The organism is Thermosulfuriphilus sp. (assembly GCF_054026695.1).
This window is the reverse complement of the sequence record NZ_JBPMLP010000031.1, coordinates 1-18528: the sequence shown is the minus strand read 5'-3', so window position 1 is coordinate 18528 and position 18528 is coordinate 1. Positions and strand designations below refer to the sequence as shown.

Genomic DNA, 18528 nt, shown 5'->3' with positions numbered 1-18528 from the left:
AAAAAGGCCTGAGGTGACTAGAAGCTTTTCACCTTTAGTCCGACGAATAGAGAAAATCCTGGAGCCTTATAACCTTTGGCCATCTCGTAATCGGTATCAAAGAGGTTTTCTATGCGACCCAAAAGCTCCAGGGCCTTTGTCAGTTGGTAGCTGAGCGAGAGGTCTACCCGACTAAAATCGGTAATTATGTGTTTATGGTCATAGGCGTATCGCCGGCCGGTATACTGATAGTAGATCCCGGCGGTTAACTTCTGCCAGTTTAGGGTCCCTCGAAAGTCCTACTTTGTGCTGGGGAACAAGGGCCAAATTTTCGTATTTGTCTTCCTGACCTTCCGTATAGGTATAGTTGATCGAGATCTGAAGCCAAGCATAGGGTCGGGCCTCGATGACGGTTTCTAGCCCGGAGACATTAGCCGTTCCCGAATTATAGTAACTCCAGGTAGTATAGTTAAATCCGATTCGATCTTCGTAGTGAGTGTTAAAATAGACAGCTTCCCAACGAAGTCTTCCGCCGAAAAGATCCTGTTCCAGACCAAGGTCTCCGCCGGTGCTTTCCTCGGGTTCGAGATCAGGATTGCCGTAGCGGGGATGATAGAGATTAAAGAGGGAAGGGGCCCGGAATCCCGTGGCCAAGTTTCCTTTGAGTTTTAGGTTGTAGGGGAGGAAGAAGGCGGCTCCAAGCTTGTAGGTGCCATGGGTACCGAACTCTTCGTGGTCGTCAATTCGCTTTCTTAAACTTGCTCATATGGTCAATCCAAGCAAGTACCGAACTCTTCGTGGTCGTCAATTCGCCCTCCGATATTGACGACGAGGCGATCCTTCAAGAGGCTTAAAAAGAGATTGGTGTAGTAGGCAAAGGTGTCGATTTCGTCGGCATAGTCGGCCGTACTCCAGCTAGAGGCATAGTAGTATCTTCCTTGTTCCCGATAGTATTCGATACCAGCGGTCAGGACCGCCTCGTTCCGGAGACGGAAGTGATTGAGAAAGACCACCGGATAGGTTTTCCCCCGGGAGAGCCCCTCTGAGGCCGAATCGGTCACCTTGGTCCCATCTAAACGGTACCCAAGGATACCATCATCAGGGTCAAAACGATCAGTTCGGAAAAAATTATAACCCAAATTGAGGCTCCAGTCCCACCAAGGAAAGGGACTCTGGGAGATCTCAAGATTACTGATAAGGATGGTCTGACGCCTTTCGGCATTGGGGTCATTGTAGGCCTTAAAACTTTTGTAATCCCACTGGCCGTAATTGAGGAAGGAATAAGCATAACGAAGGTTTATATCGACCTTAATATCCTTAAAGAACCTTGGTCCTTTTTTAAAAAGTTCGGTGTTGAGATTGGCATCAAGGGTTGTCTGACGGAACTTGCTGTCTTTATATAGACCGCCAGCATTTATTCCTGAGACTCCGAGATAATATCCCAGCCCTTTTGCTGTTCCTCGGACACTGGCCGCTGCTGTCTTGGTATCATAGCGACCAAACTTGGCCTGGGCTGAGGCCCGGTTAGGCCCTCCGCCTTTGGGGGTAAATATCTGAATGGCTCCAGTCATAGCATTTGAGCCGTAGAGGGAGCTCTGGGGTCCCCGGACGATTTCGATGCGTTCCAGGTCGTAGACGTCGATATAGCTCCAGAAGTCTCCAAAATCATTGGCCGGATTAGTCGGATTGTAGATTCTGATTCCGTTAAAAAGAACGGCTGTGTCTTGATTTTTACCCCCTCTGAGACGCACGTAACCCCACTGGCCGAGCCAGCCATTGTGTTTGACGTCCAAGGCTGGATAAGTCTCCATGATCTGGTATAGGCTCTCCACTTGGCGATTTTCGATCTCCTTTTTGGAGATAACGGTCACTGAGTCTGGGAGCCTGCTGGCCTCTACCGGAGATCTGGTGGCGGTTACGACCACCTCTCCTAGCTCAAGACTTGTTTGGGCCAAGGTGAGGGAAGGTAAGAGACTGAAGGCTAAAAGTAAGGAAAACAGAGACCTTAAGAACATAACAGCACCTCCTCGCGAAGTTTTTTCGTGAGGAGGCTTCAGGGGTAGAAGTTCCTGGAAGGGGGTCCCCTTCTTCAGGAACGAGGCAGTTAGCCCCGAAGCCTCGCTCCCTTAAAGGGCCCCGGGCCGGTATCCCGGCTTCCGGATCAACCTACTTACCGCGCCTTCCCGGGGCCCTATGGGGCCCCAGTGGCCTGTCGCCTGGAGTCCTCCAGGCCTAGCGGTGTTCGTCCCCGGTCACGGTTGCGGGCCAGCGCCGGTCTTGCACCGGACTTCCCGTTTAACCCCCTTCAAGGGCACCCGGGGCCCTTTAGGTTGAAGTTGAATGTCGATTGGTAGCACAAAATTTTTCCTTTGTCTATTGAGGACATCACTCCATCTCTGATCTTTACACCCCGCCAAGACCAAGGGTATATGAGGATTTATGGACATTAGGTATTCTCGAAGGCCGGCCCTTGGGCCGCTTTTTTGTCATTTCTGGCCGGGGCTAAAGCTTCTCTCCTGGGATGTCAATCAGACTTTGGTGGCGGAAAACACCATGGTCGCCTTAGCAGGCTTGGCTGGCCATAGAAAGAGGGCCCAAGAGATCGTCGAGGCCCAGACTGCTGGCCGTCGTCCGGTGGAGACCACCCTGAAAGAACTGGCCCGGCTTACGGCTGGGCTTCCCCTGGAAGATATCGTTTCCTATGTCTGTTCTCTGCCGGAGCTGCCGGGGTTAAGGCTGACCTTGAAGGCCTTCTGCCGGGCTGGTCTTATCCAGATCATTAACTCTACGGGATACACCGTTGTTCTTTCCCTTTGGAACAAAATCCTTCAGAGGCACCTAGGTGAGGCCCCGTTTTCTAAGATCATAGCCAATCGTCTCCGTTTTGAAGATAGCCGTGGGGAGGAGGTCCCGGAAGAAGAGGTCTTAGAGACTGCTGTCGCCCTCCTTGAGGGAAAGAGGCCTCAACGGGATTTGTTTGTCTCCGGAGACCTTGATCTGGTAATCTCCGCCGAAGAGGCTAAAGCGGTATTCCTGGAGCAGATTATCAGACAAGAGGGTCTATTTATGTCAGAGGTGGCCCACATTGGTGACTCCATGGGAGACTCGGAGGTCATTGCCTGGATGGCCAAAAACGGAGGCCTAGGGCTAGCTTTTAATGCCCGCCCCGAGCTTGTTCTGTTCCTGGAGCGCCTTTCAGAGAGGCGTCTTCCAGGCCAGGCCGTCATTGTTAGCTCTAGCGATCTTCGAGATCTGGCTCCGGTAATCTTAGGAGAGACCCTTTAATCAAGGAGGGGGTGATGGAGAAGTGCCGGAAGGAGGGCTGTCAGGGGGTGCTGGAGCTCCGAAGGTTCACTATAGCCATAAAAGAAGGGGGAAGAGTCTCTTTCTGGGAGATACTGGCTCTGGTCTGTTCGTCATGCGGTCAGATAGTCCAAGAGATTTCAGAAGGCGCAGGAGACCGGGAAGAGGCGCTCTTTTTTCTGGGGTATTAGGCCTCATAATTGAGGCCCTTTGGAGATCATGATAGAAAAGCCACAAATCTAACTTTTCCTCACAAGGAGGTCAACGGTGAAGATTAAGCGGGCTCTTATTAGTGTAACCGATAAGACCGGAGTGATTGATTTTGCTAAGGCCCTTCATGAAATGGGGGTGGAGATTATCTCTACCGGGGGGACGGCCCGGGTGATCCGTGAGGGAGGGGTTCCGGTAACCGACGTCTCAGAGGTAACCAAATTTCCTGAGATGCTGGATGGTCGGGTAAAGACCCTTCATCCGGCCATTCATGGAGGCATCTTGGCCATTCGGGAAAATGTCTCTCATATGGAGGCCCTAGTTCAGCATGGGATCTCTACTATTGATCTAGTGGCGGTCAATCTCTATGCCTTTGAAAAGACAGTGGCTTCCGGGGCGGATCTTGATACCGCTATAGAAAACATCGACATTGGTGGCCCGACCCTTCTTCGAGCTTCGGCCAAAAACTTCCGCTATGTAACGGTTATAGTCGATCCGGCTGACTACGAGACGGTGCTCTACGAGATGAGAGAAAACAATGGGGCCACTACCCTTAAAACCAGATTTCTCCTGGCCCGTAAGGTCTTTGAGACTACTAGCCGTTACGATACCGCCATCTTTAACTATCTCTCCAGTATTGATCCCGGTAGGGCTTTGGTCTAAGAGGACTCTTGAGGGAGGAAGACGTAAAATATAACTCCTTCGTCCCTCCCGGGAGCTGGGGAGATGAGGCCCAGCTTTCCTCCCAAGGCCTCAAGGACTAGGCGGCAGAAGTAAAGACCCAGCCCCATTCCTCCCTTCTTTCCCCGGGAGCAGAGTTGAACAAATGGTTCAAAGACAGCCTTTTGGAGCTCCTGAGGAATAGGGCGGGCGTGGTTAAAGACACTAATCAAGACTCCCTGGGGGAGATCCTTGATGAGTTCCGAACCTCGGGCTCTTTCCAGGCGGAGGCACACGTCTCCGTGGCCGTATTTCATCGCATTGCCCAGGAGGTTATCAATTACCCGATGAAGGAGGTGACGGTCACTTAGGATCTCGTCTCCTTCTGTGAAGTCTTCAAAGATTATCCGGCGCCTTTGTTCTTGGGCCTGGGGCTGATAGAAGGTGATCAGTTCTTCAATAAGCTCTCGGGGATCAAAGCTCTTTAGTTCTAGCCGCAGGCGGCCTTCGCGGGTAGCGGCCAAGATGAGTAGATCCTCCAAAAACTGCCGCTGTCGATCAAGGACTTCGTAGACCAGGGAAAGCCAGCGCCGGTGACGGGCTTTTAGGTCCTCTTGGAGGAGGAGGTCAAGATAACCCATGGCCACCTGGAGGGGGTTCCTCATGTCATGGACGATCATGTTGGTAAAACTGACGAGGGAACGCAGGCGTTCTTCCTGTTGTTCGATTCGTTCCTCAAGGATCTCTCTTTGGTGTTTTCGACGGAGGAGGAGATTGATCTTTTTAAGGAGTAGACGATGATCAATGGGACGGGTCAGATAGTCATCAGCCCCTATCTCCATCCCCAAAACGGCATCTCCGACCTCAAGTCTCTTTGAGGTGATAAGGACGAAGGGGAGATCCTTTAAGTGGGGATCGGCACGCAACAGTTGGCAGAAGTCGTAGCCGGAGACCTCAGGCATCATGACATCACAGATGATAAGATCAATTCTTTCTCGGCGGAGCAACTCCCAGGCCTTCTCAGAGGATTGGGCCTTCAGAATCCTATAGCCAGCTCCCCCCAGGATACCTTCAAGAAGAAGGAGGTTGTCTGGATTGTCGTCAACTACCAGGACAGTGGCCCTTGATCCTGAGAGCTCTTGCGGTTCTCTAAGGTTTATTTTTCCGGGAGCCATTTGTAAACCACACTGATCAGATCTTCCGGATCAAATGGTTTGGCAATATAGTCATTGCAGCCGGCCTCAAGGATTCTTTCCCTGTCTCCACTCATGGCTTTGGCCGTTAGAGCAACCACTGGCACGTCTTCGAGGCCGGGAAGTCTTCTAATGAGCTGGGTGGCCTCAAGCCCGCTTATTTCCGGCATCTGGATATCCATAAGAATTAGATCAGGACGTTCAAGGGAGGCCAATTCGATGGCCTCCCGGCCATTTAAGGCCCTGATGATCTTGAATCCACGTCTTTTGAGAATTTCTCCAATAAAATATTGGTTATCCGGATTGTCTTCGGCAACCAGTATCTTTCGTCCCCCTGGTCGGATTCGAGCCGAGGAGGGCCTTGCCGAAGAGGGCTCTTGGGTGGTGAGCCCCAAGGCCTCCTTGATCTGCTTGATTAGGTTCTCGCGGCTGATGTTACCCTTGTAGACAATGCCCCGGACGTTTCCCTTAAGTGTGGCCAGTTGGTCTTCCTCAAGATCAAGGGAAGTAAGAATCATCACTGGGGTCTGAGAAATGACAGGGATTTCAGCCAGCCTCTCCAGGAAGGAAAAACCGTCCATAATCGGCATCTTAAGATCGAGGAGGATGAGATCAGGACGCTTTTCCTGGGCGATCTTAAGGCCTCCTTGACCATCAAATGCGAAAAAAAGCCGCCAGCCAGTGGATCTTAAAAGGACTCCCAGTTCTCTGATAACAATCATGTCATCGTCTATAATAAGAATTTTTTTCTCTTCAGGACTTATCTCCTCTCGAGGCTCTAAATCCCGTTTAAGGGTCTGTTTGATCAGGTTCTTCCAGGTATCATCGGGCAGACGTTTTTTGCTTCGCCGATCACGGGGGAGAACAAGGGTGAAGGTCGATCCCTTTCCCGGTTGGCTACTGACGGAGATCTCACCACCTAGGAGCTCGGTAAGTTTTTTTACGATGTGGAGCCCTAGGCCCGAACCACCGTATTTTCTGGTGATTGAGCCGTTTAACTGACGAAAGGCCTCAAAGATGACCTTTTCCTGGCCAGGGGGGATACCTATTCCGGTATCCCGGACCTCAAAACGGACGATGTCCCTCTCCGGCCCTTCTTTGAGGTTGATCTTGAGTTCTACTTCTCCTTTTTCCGTAAACTTGACGGCGTTGGATAGAAGGTTGATCAGGATCTGCCGGAGCCTCTTCTGATCGGTAACCAAGGTCTCTGGAGCCTCTTCTGTGGAGAGGATAAACTTGAGCCCCTTTTTTTCCGCTAGAGGTCTGATACTTGATTCGACATCTTGAAGAAGTTCGGCCAAGGGGAATTCGGTAAAGGAGATTTCGATCTTTCCGGACTCAATACGGTTGAGATCCAGGATGTCATTTATCAATTCTAAAAGGGAATTACCGTTCCGGATGATGACCTCTAGATATTCCCGTTGGCGACCAGTGAGGGGACCGGCGGCCTCATCGAGCATTAGTCGGGCCATGCCCAGAACCGCATTAAGAGGAGTTCGAAGTTCGTGGCTCATGTTTGAGAGGAACTCGCTTTTTAGTCGATTGGCCTCTTCGATCTCCAGGTTTTTGCGCTCTAACACATCCCTTTGGGCAGCCAACTCTTCGGCCTGAGACTGGATCTCTTCAGCTTGGGCCATTAATTCTTCGCTCTGGGCCTGGAGCTCTTCGTTTTGAAGCTCAAGGAGCCGGTTTTTTTCCTGGAGCTCCCGATTTAATTCCTCGATCTTTTGGCGACTTAGAGCATTAAAGAGGGCTATGGCCAGTTGGTTGACCAGCCCCAGTAGAAAATCTTTCTTCTCTGTGAGCCGTTTAAGGCTGGCCAGTTCCAAGAGTCCTACTAATTGTTGGCCTACCTTTAGAGGAAAAAGACCCAGACTCTGGGGAATCATCCCCCCCAGGCCCGAGCCGATCTGGAAATATTCCTGGGGGACATCTTCGATGATCAAAGGAGTGCCATCGGCGGCCACCTGGCCGGAGAGACCTTGGCCTAGTTCAAGGTCTACCGGGACCTCATCAAGTCCCCAAGTACTAAAAGGAGTCAGTTTGGTCCCTTCCTCTTCAAGGATGTAGATTATTCCTAACTGGCTCTCTGATTCCTGGATTAAGCCCTTGAGGGCTTTTTGAGCCAAGGGTTCTGGACGGATCTCTCCAACGAGCTCGGTAACAAAGCTCCCGTAGGCCTCAAGTTCCCGCCGGATTTGGTGAAGAGAGTGATTGGCAGCCTCAAGCTTGGAGATGATCTCCGCTTGCTCACTAAGATCAAAGGTGATTTCGATGACCCCCATCATCCGCCCATCAGGGCCCCTGAAGGGCGTGGCCATTATCTTGGCTGGAAAGCTCTGACCGTCAAAGGTCTCTCGATCCGTATTTAGGGTTACCAGTTGGCGTCCAGCCTCAATCTGTCGCAGTGGGCATAGTTCGGTTGGGCAGAACTCAGGAGTCCTTAAGAGTTCAAAGCATCTCTTCCCACGATATTCATTCCCACTTATTCTCACCATCTGGCTCATAGCTCGATTCTGAAAAAGGATTCGTCCCTCAAAGTCGAGGATCCTGGTGGGGCAGGGGGTGGCATGAAAGGCCTGGTCTAACATGGCATAAGTGAGAAGCCCCTTTTCATCGTATATTTCTGACAATATTCTCTTATCTTCCATCTCCATCCCCCTTCCGGTATATCTGGGCTTCCTTATCAACAATCTCAAAAAGGTCGGCAATCTCAGGACAGAGAGATTCGGCCTTTCCTAAAATTAGATAACCCCCAGGGGCCAGGGCCCGATGAAGCTTTTTGAGAATCTGCCCCTTGAGCCCTTGGGAACAATAAATGAGGACATAACGGCAGAGGATAAGATGATACTCGTGATAGACCCCTGATGGAGGAGAGGTCGTCCGAGACGATGTAATATCGTGGTGGATAAAGTCAACCATTGTCTTTATTTCGGTTCGGATTTTAAAAAGAGGTTTGTTCCCAGGCAAAGGGACAAAGTAGCTAGCAAGGATCTCTGGGGACACATCCTTAAGGGCCTCTAGCCCATAGACTCCTCTTTGGGCCTCCTTAAGGGCCTTAGAGTCGATATCAGAACCAAATATCCTGACCGTGGTCTCTGTCTCTGAGGGCGTCGTCTTCTTCAGACGATCAACCAGGATGGCCAACGAGTAAGGTTCTTCACCACGGGCGCAACCAACACTCCAGATCCTTATATGAGAAAGAGCCCCTTGTTGTCTCCTTTTTAGAAGCTCAGGGATGATAACCTCTTCCAGCCATCTGAAGACCTCTTTGTCCCTGAAGAAGCGGCTAACCTTGATAGTAAATTCCTGGGCCAAACAATGGGCCTCCAGGGGATCGTTTTTTAAGAATGCAAGGTACTCTTGCAGGTCTTTACAGGAGGCCAAGGCCATTCTTCGGGCCAGACGCCTTTTAAGCGTGTTGCGATTGTATTGTTGAAAATCTATCCCCACCCGTCTAAGGATCTCCCGAAGGATATCCTCCAGAAGTCCTTCGCTTTCTGGATCAGAAAAGAGTGCCAACCAGCTCACAGGCCTCATCCATAAGGGAATCCGTGTCCTCAAGACCTAAGATCTTAATGGCCTGAGGGTCCAAAGGGTTAGAAAAAGAACCCTGCCCGCCTCCTATCCCGAGAAAAGAACAAAGTATATTGGCCAGATGGATTACTGAGGCCACCTGGGGATACCGGGGGGCCAATGTGGGTTCGTGGTGGAAGACTATGGCCTCTACCAGTAAAGGAGGAAATCCCCAGTCTCGGGCAATTATTCCTCCAATAGTAGCATGATCCGTCCCCAAAAGTTCTCGTTCGGCCTCAAGGAAAAGCCGATTGTGGAAAAAGACCAATCTTAGGATCTCATCAAAGAGATCCTTGGCAAACTCGTCAAGAAGGATCTTTCCAATATCATGGATGAGACCGGCAATGTAGATCTCTTCGGCGCTGATGACAGAAGAGAGTCCTTTTTTGCGAACGATCAGTTCGGCCAAGCTGGCGCAGGCCAAGGCATGTCGGAAAAGCCCCTTTCTTTCTAGCTGGTATCCGGAAAGATCCCGGTCATAAAGGCCGGCTAAACAGGAGACCATAGCTGCCTTACGAAAGGTCTCAAGGCCGAGGAGGGCCAAAGCCTGAGAAATTGAAGAGACACTTTCCTTCAGACCGTAGAAGGCAGAATTGCAGATCTTGAGAATGTTGGCAGTAAGGGCCTGATCCTTGAGGACCTCCTTCTCCAGCCTGGAGAAGTCTACATAGGGGTCTCGGGCCATGTTCCAGACCCTAATAGCCACCTCCGCTTGAGGACGAAGGGAGTCAATTCTCTCCTCAACGGCTCGGAGATCTTTAAGTAAGGGGGCTTTTTGTGGGGTTGAACTCTTTAAGTCTGGTCTCGGAGAGGCAGAAATATTGACCTTAAGGCTGGCCAGATCAAGGAACAGACGTCGCGGATGGCGACCGGCGATCTCCTCTCGGACCACAGGGATCTTGAGATTTTTTAGGATCTCTTTTGCAGCCAGGATGTTTCTCGGCCCTACGGCCTGGGGATTTTCTTTTCCCAGCACTGTGGCCCCGCCAGCCATAGCGGCTACCAGATCTCCAGGTCGGGCCCCCAAAGAGAGGATTTTTTCGTAGAGAAGGGGAAGGCCGCTTCGGGCATAACGAAAAGGATTTTCTTCTTCATTGGCCTTAGGACCTCGAGGCAGGACAACATGGATAAGGCCGCCGATGTGTTTTTTGAGATCATAGATAGCTACTCCAACACAGGCCCCAAGTATAGTTTCAAAGCTCTTGGGGCTCTGTCCCCAAGCAGCCTCACCTGGGGAGATTAGAATTGGAGGGGGCCACAGGCCCTCCTTTTTTTGGGCAATAGGGGTCTCCAAGGTCAATATCATACCGGAAAACTGACCTTTATCTTGGTCCCCTGGCCAGGGCTTGAAAGGATCTCAAAGTTTGCCCCTACAAAGCTGGCCCTCTGTCGGATACTCATGAGGCCATAGCCTCCGGCTCGACGATTGTTGGTCATCTCTTCCGGATTAAAACCTATGCCGTCATCCTCTATGGTAAGGAGTATTCTTTTCCCCTCCCTGGCGAGCCTGATGGTCACCTTTTCGGCCTGAGCGTGTCTGATGACATTGCTTAAAGCCTCCTGGGTGATCCGGTAAAGGATTATCTTGTGGGCCTCCGGGATCATCTCTTCCTCGATAGTAAAATTGAGGTGGCAATCCAAGTTCGTACCAGAGGTGACGTGGTCTATGTACCAGCGTAAGGTAGCCTCAAGGCCCAGGTCGTCAAGGAGAGGGGGACGGAGGTTTAGAATGATGTGGCGAGTCTCCTGCATGACCTTTTCCAAGAGCTCCAGAGCCTCCTCCAGCTTTTTGGTCTCCAGTTCCTTTCCTTGATGATGGCTTATCAGGACGTGTTCTAGGGTATATCTCACAGCAGTGAGGACTTGGCCGATTCCATCGTGGATTTCCATGGATATCCGGCGTCGTTCATCCTCCTGAGCCTCTAAAAGACGATAAGTTAGAGTCTGAAGTTGTTGCTTAAGGCGAGAGATCAGACGATAATGAGATTCCCGGATGTCTTCAGCCGCCTTTTGAATAATCCTCTGACGGACTTCTTGACTGATGTCTTTAATAAGCCCACAGATGCTCTCTGGCCGACCAGATTGATCAGAGATGAGGCTGGCATAGATGGCTCCCCACAGTGGCCTTCCTTCCCTTCCGCTAAAGCCGACCTCAACTCCAGAGATCACCTCTCCGCTTAACAGAGCCCTGATGGTCTTCTCCCAGCTGGCCACATCAATAACAAAAGAGGCTAGCTTTTGGCCTTCGAGGATCTCTTGCCCCAACCAGTCCTTAAGGGCTCGATTGGCAAAAAGGAGGGCCCCGTCGGGCCGAGGTTCCATCTTAAATAGGGGCAGAGGAAGATGATCCAGAAGCCCGGTGGGTTTAAGTTCGGCGTATCCTTCTACCTGTTTAAGGACATGAAGAAGATATCTCTTTTCCCTTTCTTGATCTTCGTATTCTCTCAAGGAGATAAGATAAAGGTTTCCCCGCCAGAAAAACGGGATCCTTTTGATCCCCTTGGTCCGATTGGTAAAAGGGCAGCTTTTGGGACGATGATTGGTCCCGTGAATCAGTTTGTAACAGGAAGCCCCCAGGATGTCTTTTCGGGACAGATCAAGACAACCTTCCAGGGCCTGGTTGGCCTCGATTATGGTGCCGGTCTCACTGGTCAGAAAGGCTGGCTCCTTGATCTTGACTACGGAGTCAAGAAGGCTCTGCAGGTCAATTCTCTGGGGGCCAAATCCCTGGTCCGATCCAAACCTTTCAGATTGGGCCCCTTGGGTCCTGTCTAAAGAGGACCTATCCGGTGTGTGGCCGGTAGATACCATAATCTGAAAATTTTTACCGTTATTCTTGACAATTGGGAATAAACAACTCCTAACATTATATCTAAACAGTGATTAACCATTTTATTTACTGGGGAGGCCATCCGGCCTTGTGGAGAAAAGAGAGCATTTCTAGACGATTCTTGACCCCTAGCTTCTTCATGATGTTAGAGAGATGGACCCTTACGGTATGGGGGCTTATGCAAAGGACCTCAGAGATGTCTCGATCACTTTTGCCTTCGGCCAAAAGATTAATAATTTCTCTTTCTCTTTTGGTAAGGGACTCAAGGGGGGTTTTGGCAAGATTTCTCTCTACCCTCAGGTAGCCATCAACTACTTGGTCGGCTACTACCGGGCTCAGATAGCGGTGTCCAGAGACGACAGCTTTTATGGCTATCTCAAGCTCAGAGTAGGAGGCCCCCTTAAGGATATAACCATCGGCCCCGGCCTTTAAAGCCTGATAGATATATTCGCGATGGCAGTACATTGTCAGGACGAGGACTTTTGTCTCCGGGCACAGGCGTTTAATCTCTTTGGTGGCCTCAATTCCCCCCAGGCCCTCCATCCGTATATCCATGATGACGACCTGGGGCTTGAGTTTGGCGATTTGACTAATGGCCTCCCGGCCCTCATCACACTCGCCAACCACCGTAAAGTTGGGGTTAAGTGAAAGAAGGCCCTTTAACCCTTCCCTGAGGATTGTATGATCATCTACCAAAAAAATACTGATCTTGGCCAAGATAATCCCACCTTAAAGCTTAAAGTTAGTCCTATAATCGACGTGGACTTCCAATTTTTAAATAGTCTCATTTAAGTATATTCTTCTAAACAGAGCGGTAAACATTGAGATCTTTTCATAGGAATTAAGGTGTAACTGGGGGCAGGTCCTGCAATATCCACCGTGGTTAGGAAAAAAACATCAAGATCAATTTAAAATTTAAATTACTTTAAACCAGAAGGCTTATCAACTCTCCCGGCCTAGTGGCCGAAGAAGAGCTTTTTGCGGGTCTAGACGACGGATAGGGTCCCTTTTCTCTTCCTTCCTGGAGCAATTGTTTTTCTTTAAGTATTTCTTCTAGGATTTCTTGACGGGCCTGGGCTTCCTTATGGCCGGCCTTGGCCGCTACCCGATAGTCTTGGGCTGAGGGGTGGGCCGGGGCCAAGGCAGCCCTTTTGACCTGCTTCATCTTGGCTACAGTGGCTCGGGGATTACCAGGCACCGGACTGGTATCAATGGAGACTTCGCCTCCGACGGCGTATTTTTGGCCATCAGGACCAGTACGATATTTATAATGCGGGCCTCCACGTACATATTGCCCCCCAACGACCATGTGGGCCCTTTCGTGGGCTCGGACTTGAGCGTCGATCTGCTTGAGTCGCTGCAATTCTTGGATTTCTTGGGGGCTTAAAGGCTTTCCATCTTTCCCTTTGGCGAAGTTAAGGCCAGGGCGAAGAAAAGGGGACTTGTTAGACGTTTTTCTGGTGGCTGGATCTTGGCTGGCAGGGGCTTCCTTCTGGGCCGGCTCCAGAGTGGGCCTTACTTTTACGTGGATATTCTGGCCGCTTAAAAGCCCGACGCTCTTCATCCTCGGCTATTTACTTCTTACCCCCTTTGATCAAGGTGTTCAGCAGTTCGATCTGACGGGCCAGATAATCCGAGGTCTGTTGGTATTCACCCAGAATGAGCTCCAAAGAGTTGAACTGGTTCCGAAGACGTTCTTCATAGCGGCTAATCCGCTCCTCCAGGACCTCTTTTCTCTTGGCAATGCGATCCAGTGATTCTTGAATCCCTTCTTCTCTGGTGGTGATCGCTCCATCGGTCTCGTTGAGAAAAGAATCAAGGGTTTGCTCCAGTTTAGCCATCAAGCCGTTCGTAGTATCCGTAAAGAGGGTTTTCACATCGGAGAGATAATTTTCCAGGACGGTGGTCAACCTGGAATCATCAACCTCAAGTTCTCCATCCTCATTAAAGGCAATCCCAATGGCTGCTAGACTGCTTACCTCAGCTGGAAGGGAGTCCACCTGGGTAGTGGTCACCCGTTGGAGTCTAGTGCGCATCATGGTGGTAGTGGCATCTCCAAAAAGGGCCCCTGTCTCTCCCGTCTCGGCGTCATACTTTTGGAGTTCCTGAAAGGCGGATATAGCTCCATTGTAGGCCTCTACAAAGGTGGCAATCTTGGTCTTTATAGAAGTAAGATCCCTGGAAATAGAAACCGTTACCGTCTTAGTGGGATCTGCGGAGGTAAGACTTATCTGGACTCCGTCAATGAGATCACTAAAGGTGTTTTGAGACCGATAGACCGTAATCCCGTCAAAGATGAGCTCAGCATCCTGAGCCGTCTGAGTTTCAGTCATGTTCTGGACAGAGGCGTTATAGGCCAGAACAGAAAGACCGGTGGTGTCCTGTTCGTCTGGGGCTTCATTAAATACACTATCTCCGTCTTCATCTATCTCGATGGAAATAGTGTTACTGGCCCCGGTGCTTTCTGCTGAAAGTAATAGATAGTAGTTGCCCGTACCGTCATTTACTACTTGGGCCGAGACCCCGGCGTTGGCCTCGTTAATGGCTTGGGCTATTCCTGAAAGGGTGTTGTTGTCTGTGGTGATGCTGATATCTATCGGAGTCCCGGAGCCAACCGTAATTCGGATGGTTCCCGTGCCTATTACAGCGCTTGAAGAGCTAAAGGCCTGGCTTCTTAATTTCTGGGCAGTAGCCAATCTATTTACAGTGATTTCATGGGTTCCAGGCTGGGGAGTGCCAGTGGTGGAGACGGCAAGGATGCTTTCATCCGAGCTTGAGGCTTGATAGGCCTCAAAGACATCGGGATCTTTAAGGGTAGAGACCTCATTGGCCAGGGTATTAAGGGCGGCCCGTAAAGTTCCATAGGCACTGAGTTTAACGTTATAGACTTGTTCCTGGTTTTCCAGAAGGGTTATCGGACGGCGCTCCAGCTCTACCAGCTGGCTGATGATGTTATCAACGTCAAGTCCAGAGACAAGACCACTGACACTGATACTCATGAAAAAGACACCTCCCCCTGGGTTCTATAAAAGCCGGTTGGCTTCATAAGCCTTTAAGGCCTCTTTTTTACGGGGAATTTCGGCCATCTTTTGGGAGAGAAGGTCCCTTTTTTGTCTGGCAATGGCCTCCACCTCGGTCTCTAGGCGACGAAGCTCTTCTAATAGAGGGAGAAGCCCTGGTTCATCAAGAGAGGCCCTTTCCCGCAAACCATGATACAAGGAGGCCCTTTGGGCCAGAAGCGCGGAAATTTGGCCATAGTTTTCCCGCTCAAGGGCCTCTTTTACCATTTTAGAGATAGAGATCAATTCGTTTAAAACAGCATGGATATTAATCGTCATTTTCCTTCTCGGCTTTCCTTTCTTGTTTTACAGCCTCTTTCCAGGCCTCATAAAGGATATAAAGGACTTTTTCCGCATTCTTAAGGTGGGAGACCTCGTTTTTGAGATTGGCCCAAGTTAATTCCTGCTGGAGGTAAAGATAAAGGGCCTCCAGATTGGCAACCAACTCTTCCTGGACATTTCGATCAAGGGCGGCGTTTAACTCCCCGACAATGGCTACGGCCTTGGTCAGATGACGTCCCTTCTCAGCGACGTTGCCAGCCATGATGGCCTTGGCCGCCATCCGAACAGACTCCATAAGCCCTTCGTAAAGCTTTAAGAGAATCCAACCCTTATCGGTAAAGGTGGTCGTTTCTACCTGTTTATATGTGGCAAGCGCCATAGCTGGATGGGGCATAGATTTCCTCCTCCAAACCTCATTAATTATTATCGGCTACTCTTTGAATGACCCTAAGTCTTAAAGACACACTTCTAGTATTTACTTACCCTTGGCCTTCATCTTAGCTTAAACAGTTCCTTTAGGCCTGATTACCAGGGCCCGGGCCTAGGCCCGGGCCCTGGATTAGGTCCTTATCCCTGGAGGAGGGAGAGGGCCGCCTGAGGCAACATGTTGGCTTGAGCCAACATGGCTGTGCCGGCCTGCTGGAGGATCTGGGCCCTGGTGAGCTCGGCCGTTTCAGCAGCAAAGTCCGCATCGAGGATCCGGCTTCGGGCGGCCGAGAGGTTCTCAGCAACGTTGCCCAGATTGGCCACCGTGGATTCAAGCCGGTTCATAACCGCACCGAATTGGCTCCGGATGTCGCTTATCTGCTGCAGGGCCTCATCGATGATATCGATGGCCTTCTGGGCCCCAGCCTTGGTAGAGATGTCGATACTCTGGACAGTACCAAAGTCGGCCTCATCAAAGCCACCAACCGTGGCGTCATTACCACTGATGCTGATGGGATCACCGGTGAGGCTTTCCAAAGCCACCGTTCCCTTGAAGTAGTAGGCGTTTGAAGTAGTGGTATCAACTCCGTCATGGGTGAAGAGATCAACATTATTGGTATCAAGGGTGGTGCTTCCGTCTGAGGCCGTGCCACTGAACTGGAGCCTGATGTTCTGGCCATACTTGGCCTCAATAATCAGGTGGCTGGTGCCGTCGCTCTGCTCTTCCATGTAGGCCCGGATACCAGCTAGGCGGTAGGTCCCAGAGGCCACCTGCTGCTGGATGGCGTTGTTGATGGCACCGACCAGAACTCCAGTGGAATCATCGGCTTCAATATTGGCCTGGACCCTTACGGTGACTCCGTTGATCTCGAAGATGATCGGATCAGAGCTGCTAGCGTCAACGGCATTGACCCGTCCGAGGTCAACTTTGGTGTAGGCCGTGGCCTTGACCACGTCCTTAAGGCCTTCGGTGTTGTTGATCTTATGGGCAATGGCCACCGCCGACCAAGCATCACTGGCAACTCCACCACTGGTGGCAGAGACAGTCAGAAAGACCTCACTGGTGCTGGCATCTTCATCGATGTTCCAATAGGCATCACTGGTGGTGATATCAGTAAGGGTGTAGCCTACATCCCCCACCGTAATGGTGATATCACCGTTGTCGATGCCGAAGGTGCTAGAGGTAAACTCTGTAGAGGTAAAGGCCGTGTCGGCCTCATAGACCCCTTCAGAGAAGCCAGCGATGTTCGGCCCTGGTCCGGAGATGGTGATATCTTTCTGGGAGCGCAGGGTCACCGAACCCCTGATAACCAGGTTGTCGCCATTGTCTATGTTGTAGACGTTACTAAGGCCACTGTCTGTGGCAAAGACGTCTTCTCCTGCGCCCAAGGTGGCCTCAATCTCGATGTTCCGGCCATCAATGGACTTAAGGGTGATCTTATAAGGAACGGTGGTATTTCCGGTAGAGGTGTATTCGGCCATAACACCGGTTGAATCACTGACATTGTTAATGGCCTTAACCAGATTTTGAGCCACTGTCACTGCCGAGACACCATTTACGGTTACTGCCCCCACATTGACACCATTGATGACCAAGTCACCGGCCTCAAGGTTGTCGGTGCCGGCAGTGATACCAAAGCTTACCTCTGCCTGATTTACCACTGCCCGAACTCCGGTCTTTTCAGCATACTCGTTGATAGCCGCTGCCAGAGCGATGGCGCTAGCCGCATGGTCGGTGGTGGAGTAAGGGTCATCAGCGGCCCTGGTGCCCCTGATTTCATAACCATTGATGACCAAATCACCATCTTCGAGGGCGATCAGGCTTCCGGCATTGGCTGGTTTCCCTATACCGGGGCCCGAGTTGGTCACGCTGACTAGACCGAATTCACCGGTCTGAGTGCCACCAGTAGCTCCAAGCTTATAGGCCTGGATGGCCGAAAATTTGGCCTCAATGACCTCGTTGGAGTTGGCCCCTACCTGGAACTCTGCTTTGGTGAGGCTTCCGTCAAGGAGTTTGATCCCCGAGAAGCTGGTGGTGTTGGCGATCCGGTTGATTTCTTCAATCCTCTGTTTGACCTCAAGCTGAAGAGAGGCTCGGTCAGCGTCAGTGGCGTCATCGTTGGCCGCCTGGACGGCTAGCTCTCGGATACGCTGGAGCATGTTGGTGACCTCATCCAGCGCTCCTTCCGCAGTCTGGAGCATGGAGATGCCGTTGTTGGCATTGCGGATAGCCTGGTTAAGGCCCCTGATCTGAGCGGTCATCCGGGTGCTGATGGCCAACCCAGCGGCATCATCCTTGGCGCTGTTGATACGCAGACCGGAAGACAACCTCTGAAGGGAGCGCTGAAGCAAGCTCTGCGTTTTGTTAAGGTTGCGCTGGGCGTTTAGTGAGGCAATGTTGGTGTTAACAACGATAGGCATGATACTACCTCCTCCTTGATTTTTATTTGGGCATCCTTGCCCTTACTTAGAGATTCGGTTGATGATGATCAGTCCTTTAAATCCGGGCCTTTATCACCCCCTTGTTTCCCTTATCTATTTTTCAGGGTCGGCCCAAGGGCTTAAGAACTTTAAATTTTTCAATGGCTTCCCTGGGCTAACTGTTCCTTGATCCAGTCTTCTACTCGAGAGAGAAAGGCCTCTTCGTACTTGATCCCTAGCCCGGATCCCCTCTGGAGGAGATTGAGCACCCTTTCTACGGAGACCTTCCGGCCATTTCTGATGAGATCTTCGATGAAAACCGGGTCTGGATAGACCTCTCGGGCGATCTCCAAGCTTAGCCTAGCGCAGTCCTTCTTCCCTTCCTCTTCGAAGCTCTTCTTGAGGCCGATGAGAAAGGCGGCCAATTCTTCGAGAGAGTTTAACTGGATGTGTTCACTAAAGTTCCGATATTCAAGGACCCGGTCCAGGCACCTAAGGCAACCTTCAAGATTCCCCTTTTGAGCGGCGATGAGGGCTAAGAATAATATCGGAGCCTCACCGGAGCCAGTCTCTTCAAGCCTCTCAAACA

Annotated in this window: 17 protein-coding genes and 1 riboswitch; of the genes, 3 read left to right on the top strand and 14 right to left on the bottom strand. The window is 51.0% G+C overall.

Going from position 1 to position 18528, the window contains the following annotated elements:
- Positions 1–198: 198 nt before the first annotated feature.
- Together ACXJJX_RS04870 and ACXJJX_RS04865 are read right to left on the bottom strand one after the other, a co-directional pair.
- The gene (locus ACXJJX_RS04870) at positions 199–723 is read right to left on the bottom strand and encodes a TonB-dependent receptor plug domain-containing protein (RefSeq protein ID WP_456432749.1); all 525 of its coding nucleotides are present in this window, start codon (positions 721–723) and stop codon (positions 199–201) included.
- Between the two features lie 26 nt (positions 724–749).
- A complete protein-coding gene (locus ACXJJX_RS04865) occupies positions 750–1994 on the bottom strand; it encodes a TonB-dependent receptor (RefSeq protein ID WP_456432748.1) in 1245 nt (414 codons plus the stop codon).
- Between the two features lie 107 nt (positions 1995–2101).
- Positions 2102–2313: riboswitch (cobalamin riboswitch) on the bottom strand.
- A 105-nt stretch (positions 2314–2418) separates the two neighbouring features.
- On the opposite strand from ACXJJX_RS04865, the gene ACXJJX_RS04860 reads away from it, so the two are divergent.
- From ACXJJX_RS04860 to ACXJJX_RS04850, 3 genes are all read left to right on the top strand, one after another.
- The gene (locus ACXJJX_RS04860; protein WP_456432747.1) at positions 2419–3264 is read left to right on the top strand and encodes an HAD family hydrolase; all 846 of its coding nucleotides are present in this window, start codon (positions 2419–2421) and stop codon (positions 3262–3264) included.
- 14 nt (positions 3265–3278) lie between these two features.
- On the top strand, positions 3279–3473 hold the full coding sequence (locus ACXJJX_RS04855; protein WP_456432746.1) for a hypothetical protein: 195 nt from the start codon (positions 3279–3281) through the stop codon (positions 3471–3473).
- A gap of 76 nt (positions 3474–3549) precedes the next feature.
- On the top strand, positions 3550–4155 hold the full coding sequence (locus tag ACXJJX_RS04850; RefSeq protein WP_456432745.1) for an IMP cyclohydrolase: 606 nt from the start codon (positions 3550–3552) through the stop codon (positions 4153–4155).
- On the opposite strand, the gene ACXJJX_RS04845 is transcribed toward ACXJJX_RS04850, so the two are convergent.
- From ACXJJX_RS04845 to ACXJJX_RS04790, 12 genes are all read right to left on the bottom strand, one after another.
- Positions 4152–5327 (bottom strand): hybrid sensor histidine kinase/response regulator, encoded by a 1176-nt coding sequence (locus ACXJJX_RS04845; RefSeq protein ID WP_456432744.1) that lies wholly within the window; start codon positions 5325–5327, stop codon positions 4152–4154. The two genes, ACXJJX_RS04850 and ACXJJX_RS04845, sit on opposite strands and share 4 nt — an antisense overlap.
- Positions 5309–7996, bottom strand: a complete 2688-nt coding sequence (locus ACXJJX_RS04840; RefSeq protein WP_456432743.1) for a response regulator — start codon at positions 7994–7996, stop codon at positions 5309–5311. The genes ACXJJX_RS04845 and ACXJJX_RS04840 overlap by 19 nt, the downstream gene beginning before the upstream one ends.
- On the bottom strand, positions 7986–8876 hold the full coding sequence (locus ACXJJX_RS04835) for a CheR family methyltransferase (RefSeq protein ID WP_456432742.1): 891 nt from the start codon (positions 8874–8876) through the stop codon (positions 7986–7988). The genes ACXJJX_RS04840 and ACXJJX_RS04835 overlap by 11 nt, the downstream gene beginning before the upstream one ends.
- Positions 8851–10227 carry an HDOD domain-containing protein gene (locus ACXJJX_RS04830; RefSeq protein ID WP_456432741.1) on the bottom strand — a complete coding sequence of 459 codons (1377 nt, stop codon included), beginning with the start codon at positions 10225–10227 and terminating at the stop codon, positions 8851–8853. Before ACXJJX_RS04830 ends, ACXJJX_RS04835 begins: the two co-directional genes overlap by 26 nt.
- Positions 10224–11732 carry an ATP-binding protein gene (locus ACXJJX_RS04825; protein ID WP_456432740.1) on the bottom strand — a complete coding sequence of 503 codons (1509 nt, stop codon included), beginning with the start codon at positions 11730–11732 and terminating at the stop codon, positions 10224–10226. The genes ACXJJX_RS04830 and ACXJJX_RS04825 overlap by 4 nt, the downstream gene beginning before the upstream one ends.
- Positions 11733–11817: 85 nt before the next feature.
- Positions 11818–12468 (bottom strand): response regulator, encoded by a 651-nt coding sequence (locus tag ACXJJX_RS04820; RefSeq protein ID WP_456432739.1) that lies wholly within the window; start codon positions 12466–12468, stop codon positions 11818–11820.
- A gap of 208 nt (positions 12469–12676) precedes the next feature.
- A complete protein-coding gene (locus tag ACXJJX_RS04815) occupies positions 12677–13315 on the bottom strand; it encodes a putative metalloprotease CJM1_0395 family protein (protein WP_456432737.1) in 639 nt (212 codons plus the stop codon).
- 10 nt (positions 13316–13325) lie between these two features.
- The gene (gene fliD, locus ACXJJX_RS04810; protein ID WP_456432735.1) at positions 13326–14750 is read right to left on the bottom strand and encodes a flagellar filament capping protein FliD; all 1425 of its coding nucleotides are present in this window, start codon (positions 14748–14750) and stop codon (positions 13326–13328) included.
- Between the two features lie 24 nt (positions 14751–14774).
- Complete coding sequence (gene fliT / locus ACXJJX_RS04805; RefSeq protein ID WP_456432733.1) at positions 14775–15089, bottom strand: flagellar protein FliT; 315 nt, start codon at positions 15087–15089, stop codon at positions 14775–14777.
- The gene (gene fliS / locus ACXJJX_RS04800; protein WP_456432731.1) at positions 15079–15486 is read right to left on the bottom strand and encodes a flagellar export chaperone FliS; all 408 of its coding nucleotides are present in this window, start codon (positions 15484–15486) and stop codon (positions 15079–15081) included. The genes fliT and fliS overlap by 11 nt, the downstream gene beginning before the upstream one ends.
- Positions 15487–15659: 173 nt before the next feature.
- Positions 15660–17939, bottom strand: coding sequence for a flagellin N-terminal helical domain-containing protein (locus ACXJJX_RS04795; RefSeq protein WP_456432729.1), 2280 nt, complete (start codon positions 17937–17939; stop codon positions 15660–15662).
- Positions 17940–18097: 158 nt separating this feature from the next.
- Positions 18098–18528 (bottom strand): hypothetical protein (locus ACXJJX_RS04790; RefSeq protein ID WP_456432727.1); only part of this gene is annotated, 431 nt, incomplete at its 5' end.

Bases quoted from the DNA above. Each gene is read 5' to 3' on its own strand.
- ACXJJX_RS04865 (WP_456432748.1), bottom strand. From the start codon at position 1,994: ATGTTCTTAAGGTCTCTGTTTTCCTTACTTTTAGCCTTCAGTCTCTTA.
- ACXJJX_RS04860 (WP_456432747.1), top strand. From the start codon at position 2,419: ATGGACATTAGGTATTCTCGAAGGCCGGCCCTTGGGCCGCTTTTTTGT.
- ACXJJX_RS04855 (WP_456432746.1), top strand. From the start codon at position 3,279: ATGGAGAAGTGCCGGAAGGAGGGCTGTCAGGGGGTGCTGGAGCTCCGA.
- ACXJJX_RS04845 (WP_456432744.1), bottom strand. From the start codon at position 5,327: ATGGCTCCCGGAAAAATAAACCTTAGAGAACCGCAAGAGCTCTCAGGA.
- ACXJJX_RS04840 (WP_456432743.1), bottom strand. From the start codon at position 7,996: ATGGAAGATAAGAGAATATTGTCAGAAATATACGATGAAAAGGGGCTT.
- ACXJJX_RS04830 (WP_456432741.1), bottom strand. From the start codon at position 10,227: ATGATATTGACCTTGGAGACCCCTATTGCCCAAAAAAAGGAGGGCCTG.
- ACXJJX_RS04825 (WP_456432740.1), bottom strand. From the start codon at position 11,732: ATGGTATCTACCGGCCACACACCGGATAGGTCCTCTTTAGACAGGACC.
- ACXJJX_RS04815 (WP_456432737.1), bottom strand. From the start codon at position 13,315: ATGAAGAGCGTCGGGCTTTTAAGCGGCCAGAATATCCACGTAAAAGTA.
- fliD (WP_456432735.1), bottom strand. From the start codon at position 14,750: ATGAGTATCAGTGTCAGTGGTCTTGTCTCTGGACTTGACGTTGATAAC.
- fliT (WP_456432733.1), bottom strand. From the start codon at position 15,089: ATGACGATTAATATCCATGCTGTTTTAAACGAATTGATCTCTATCTCT.
- fliS (WP_456432731.1), bottom strand. From the start codon at position 15,486: ATGCCCCATCCAGCTATGGCGCTTGCCACATATAAACAGGTAGAAACG.
- ACXJJX_RS04795 (WP_456432729.1), bottom strand. From the start codon at position 17,939: ATGCCTATCGTTGTTAACACCAACATTGCCTCACTAAACGCCCAGCGC.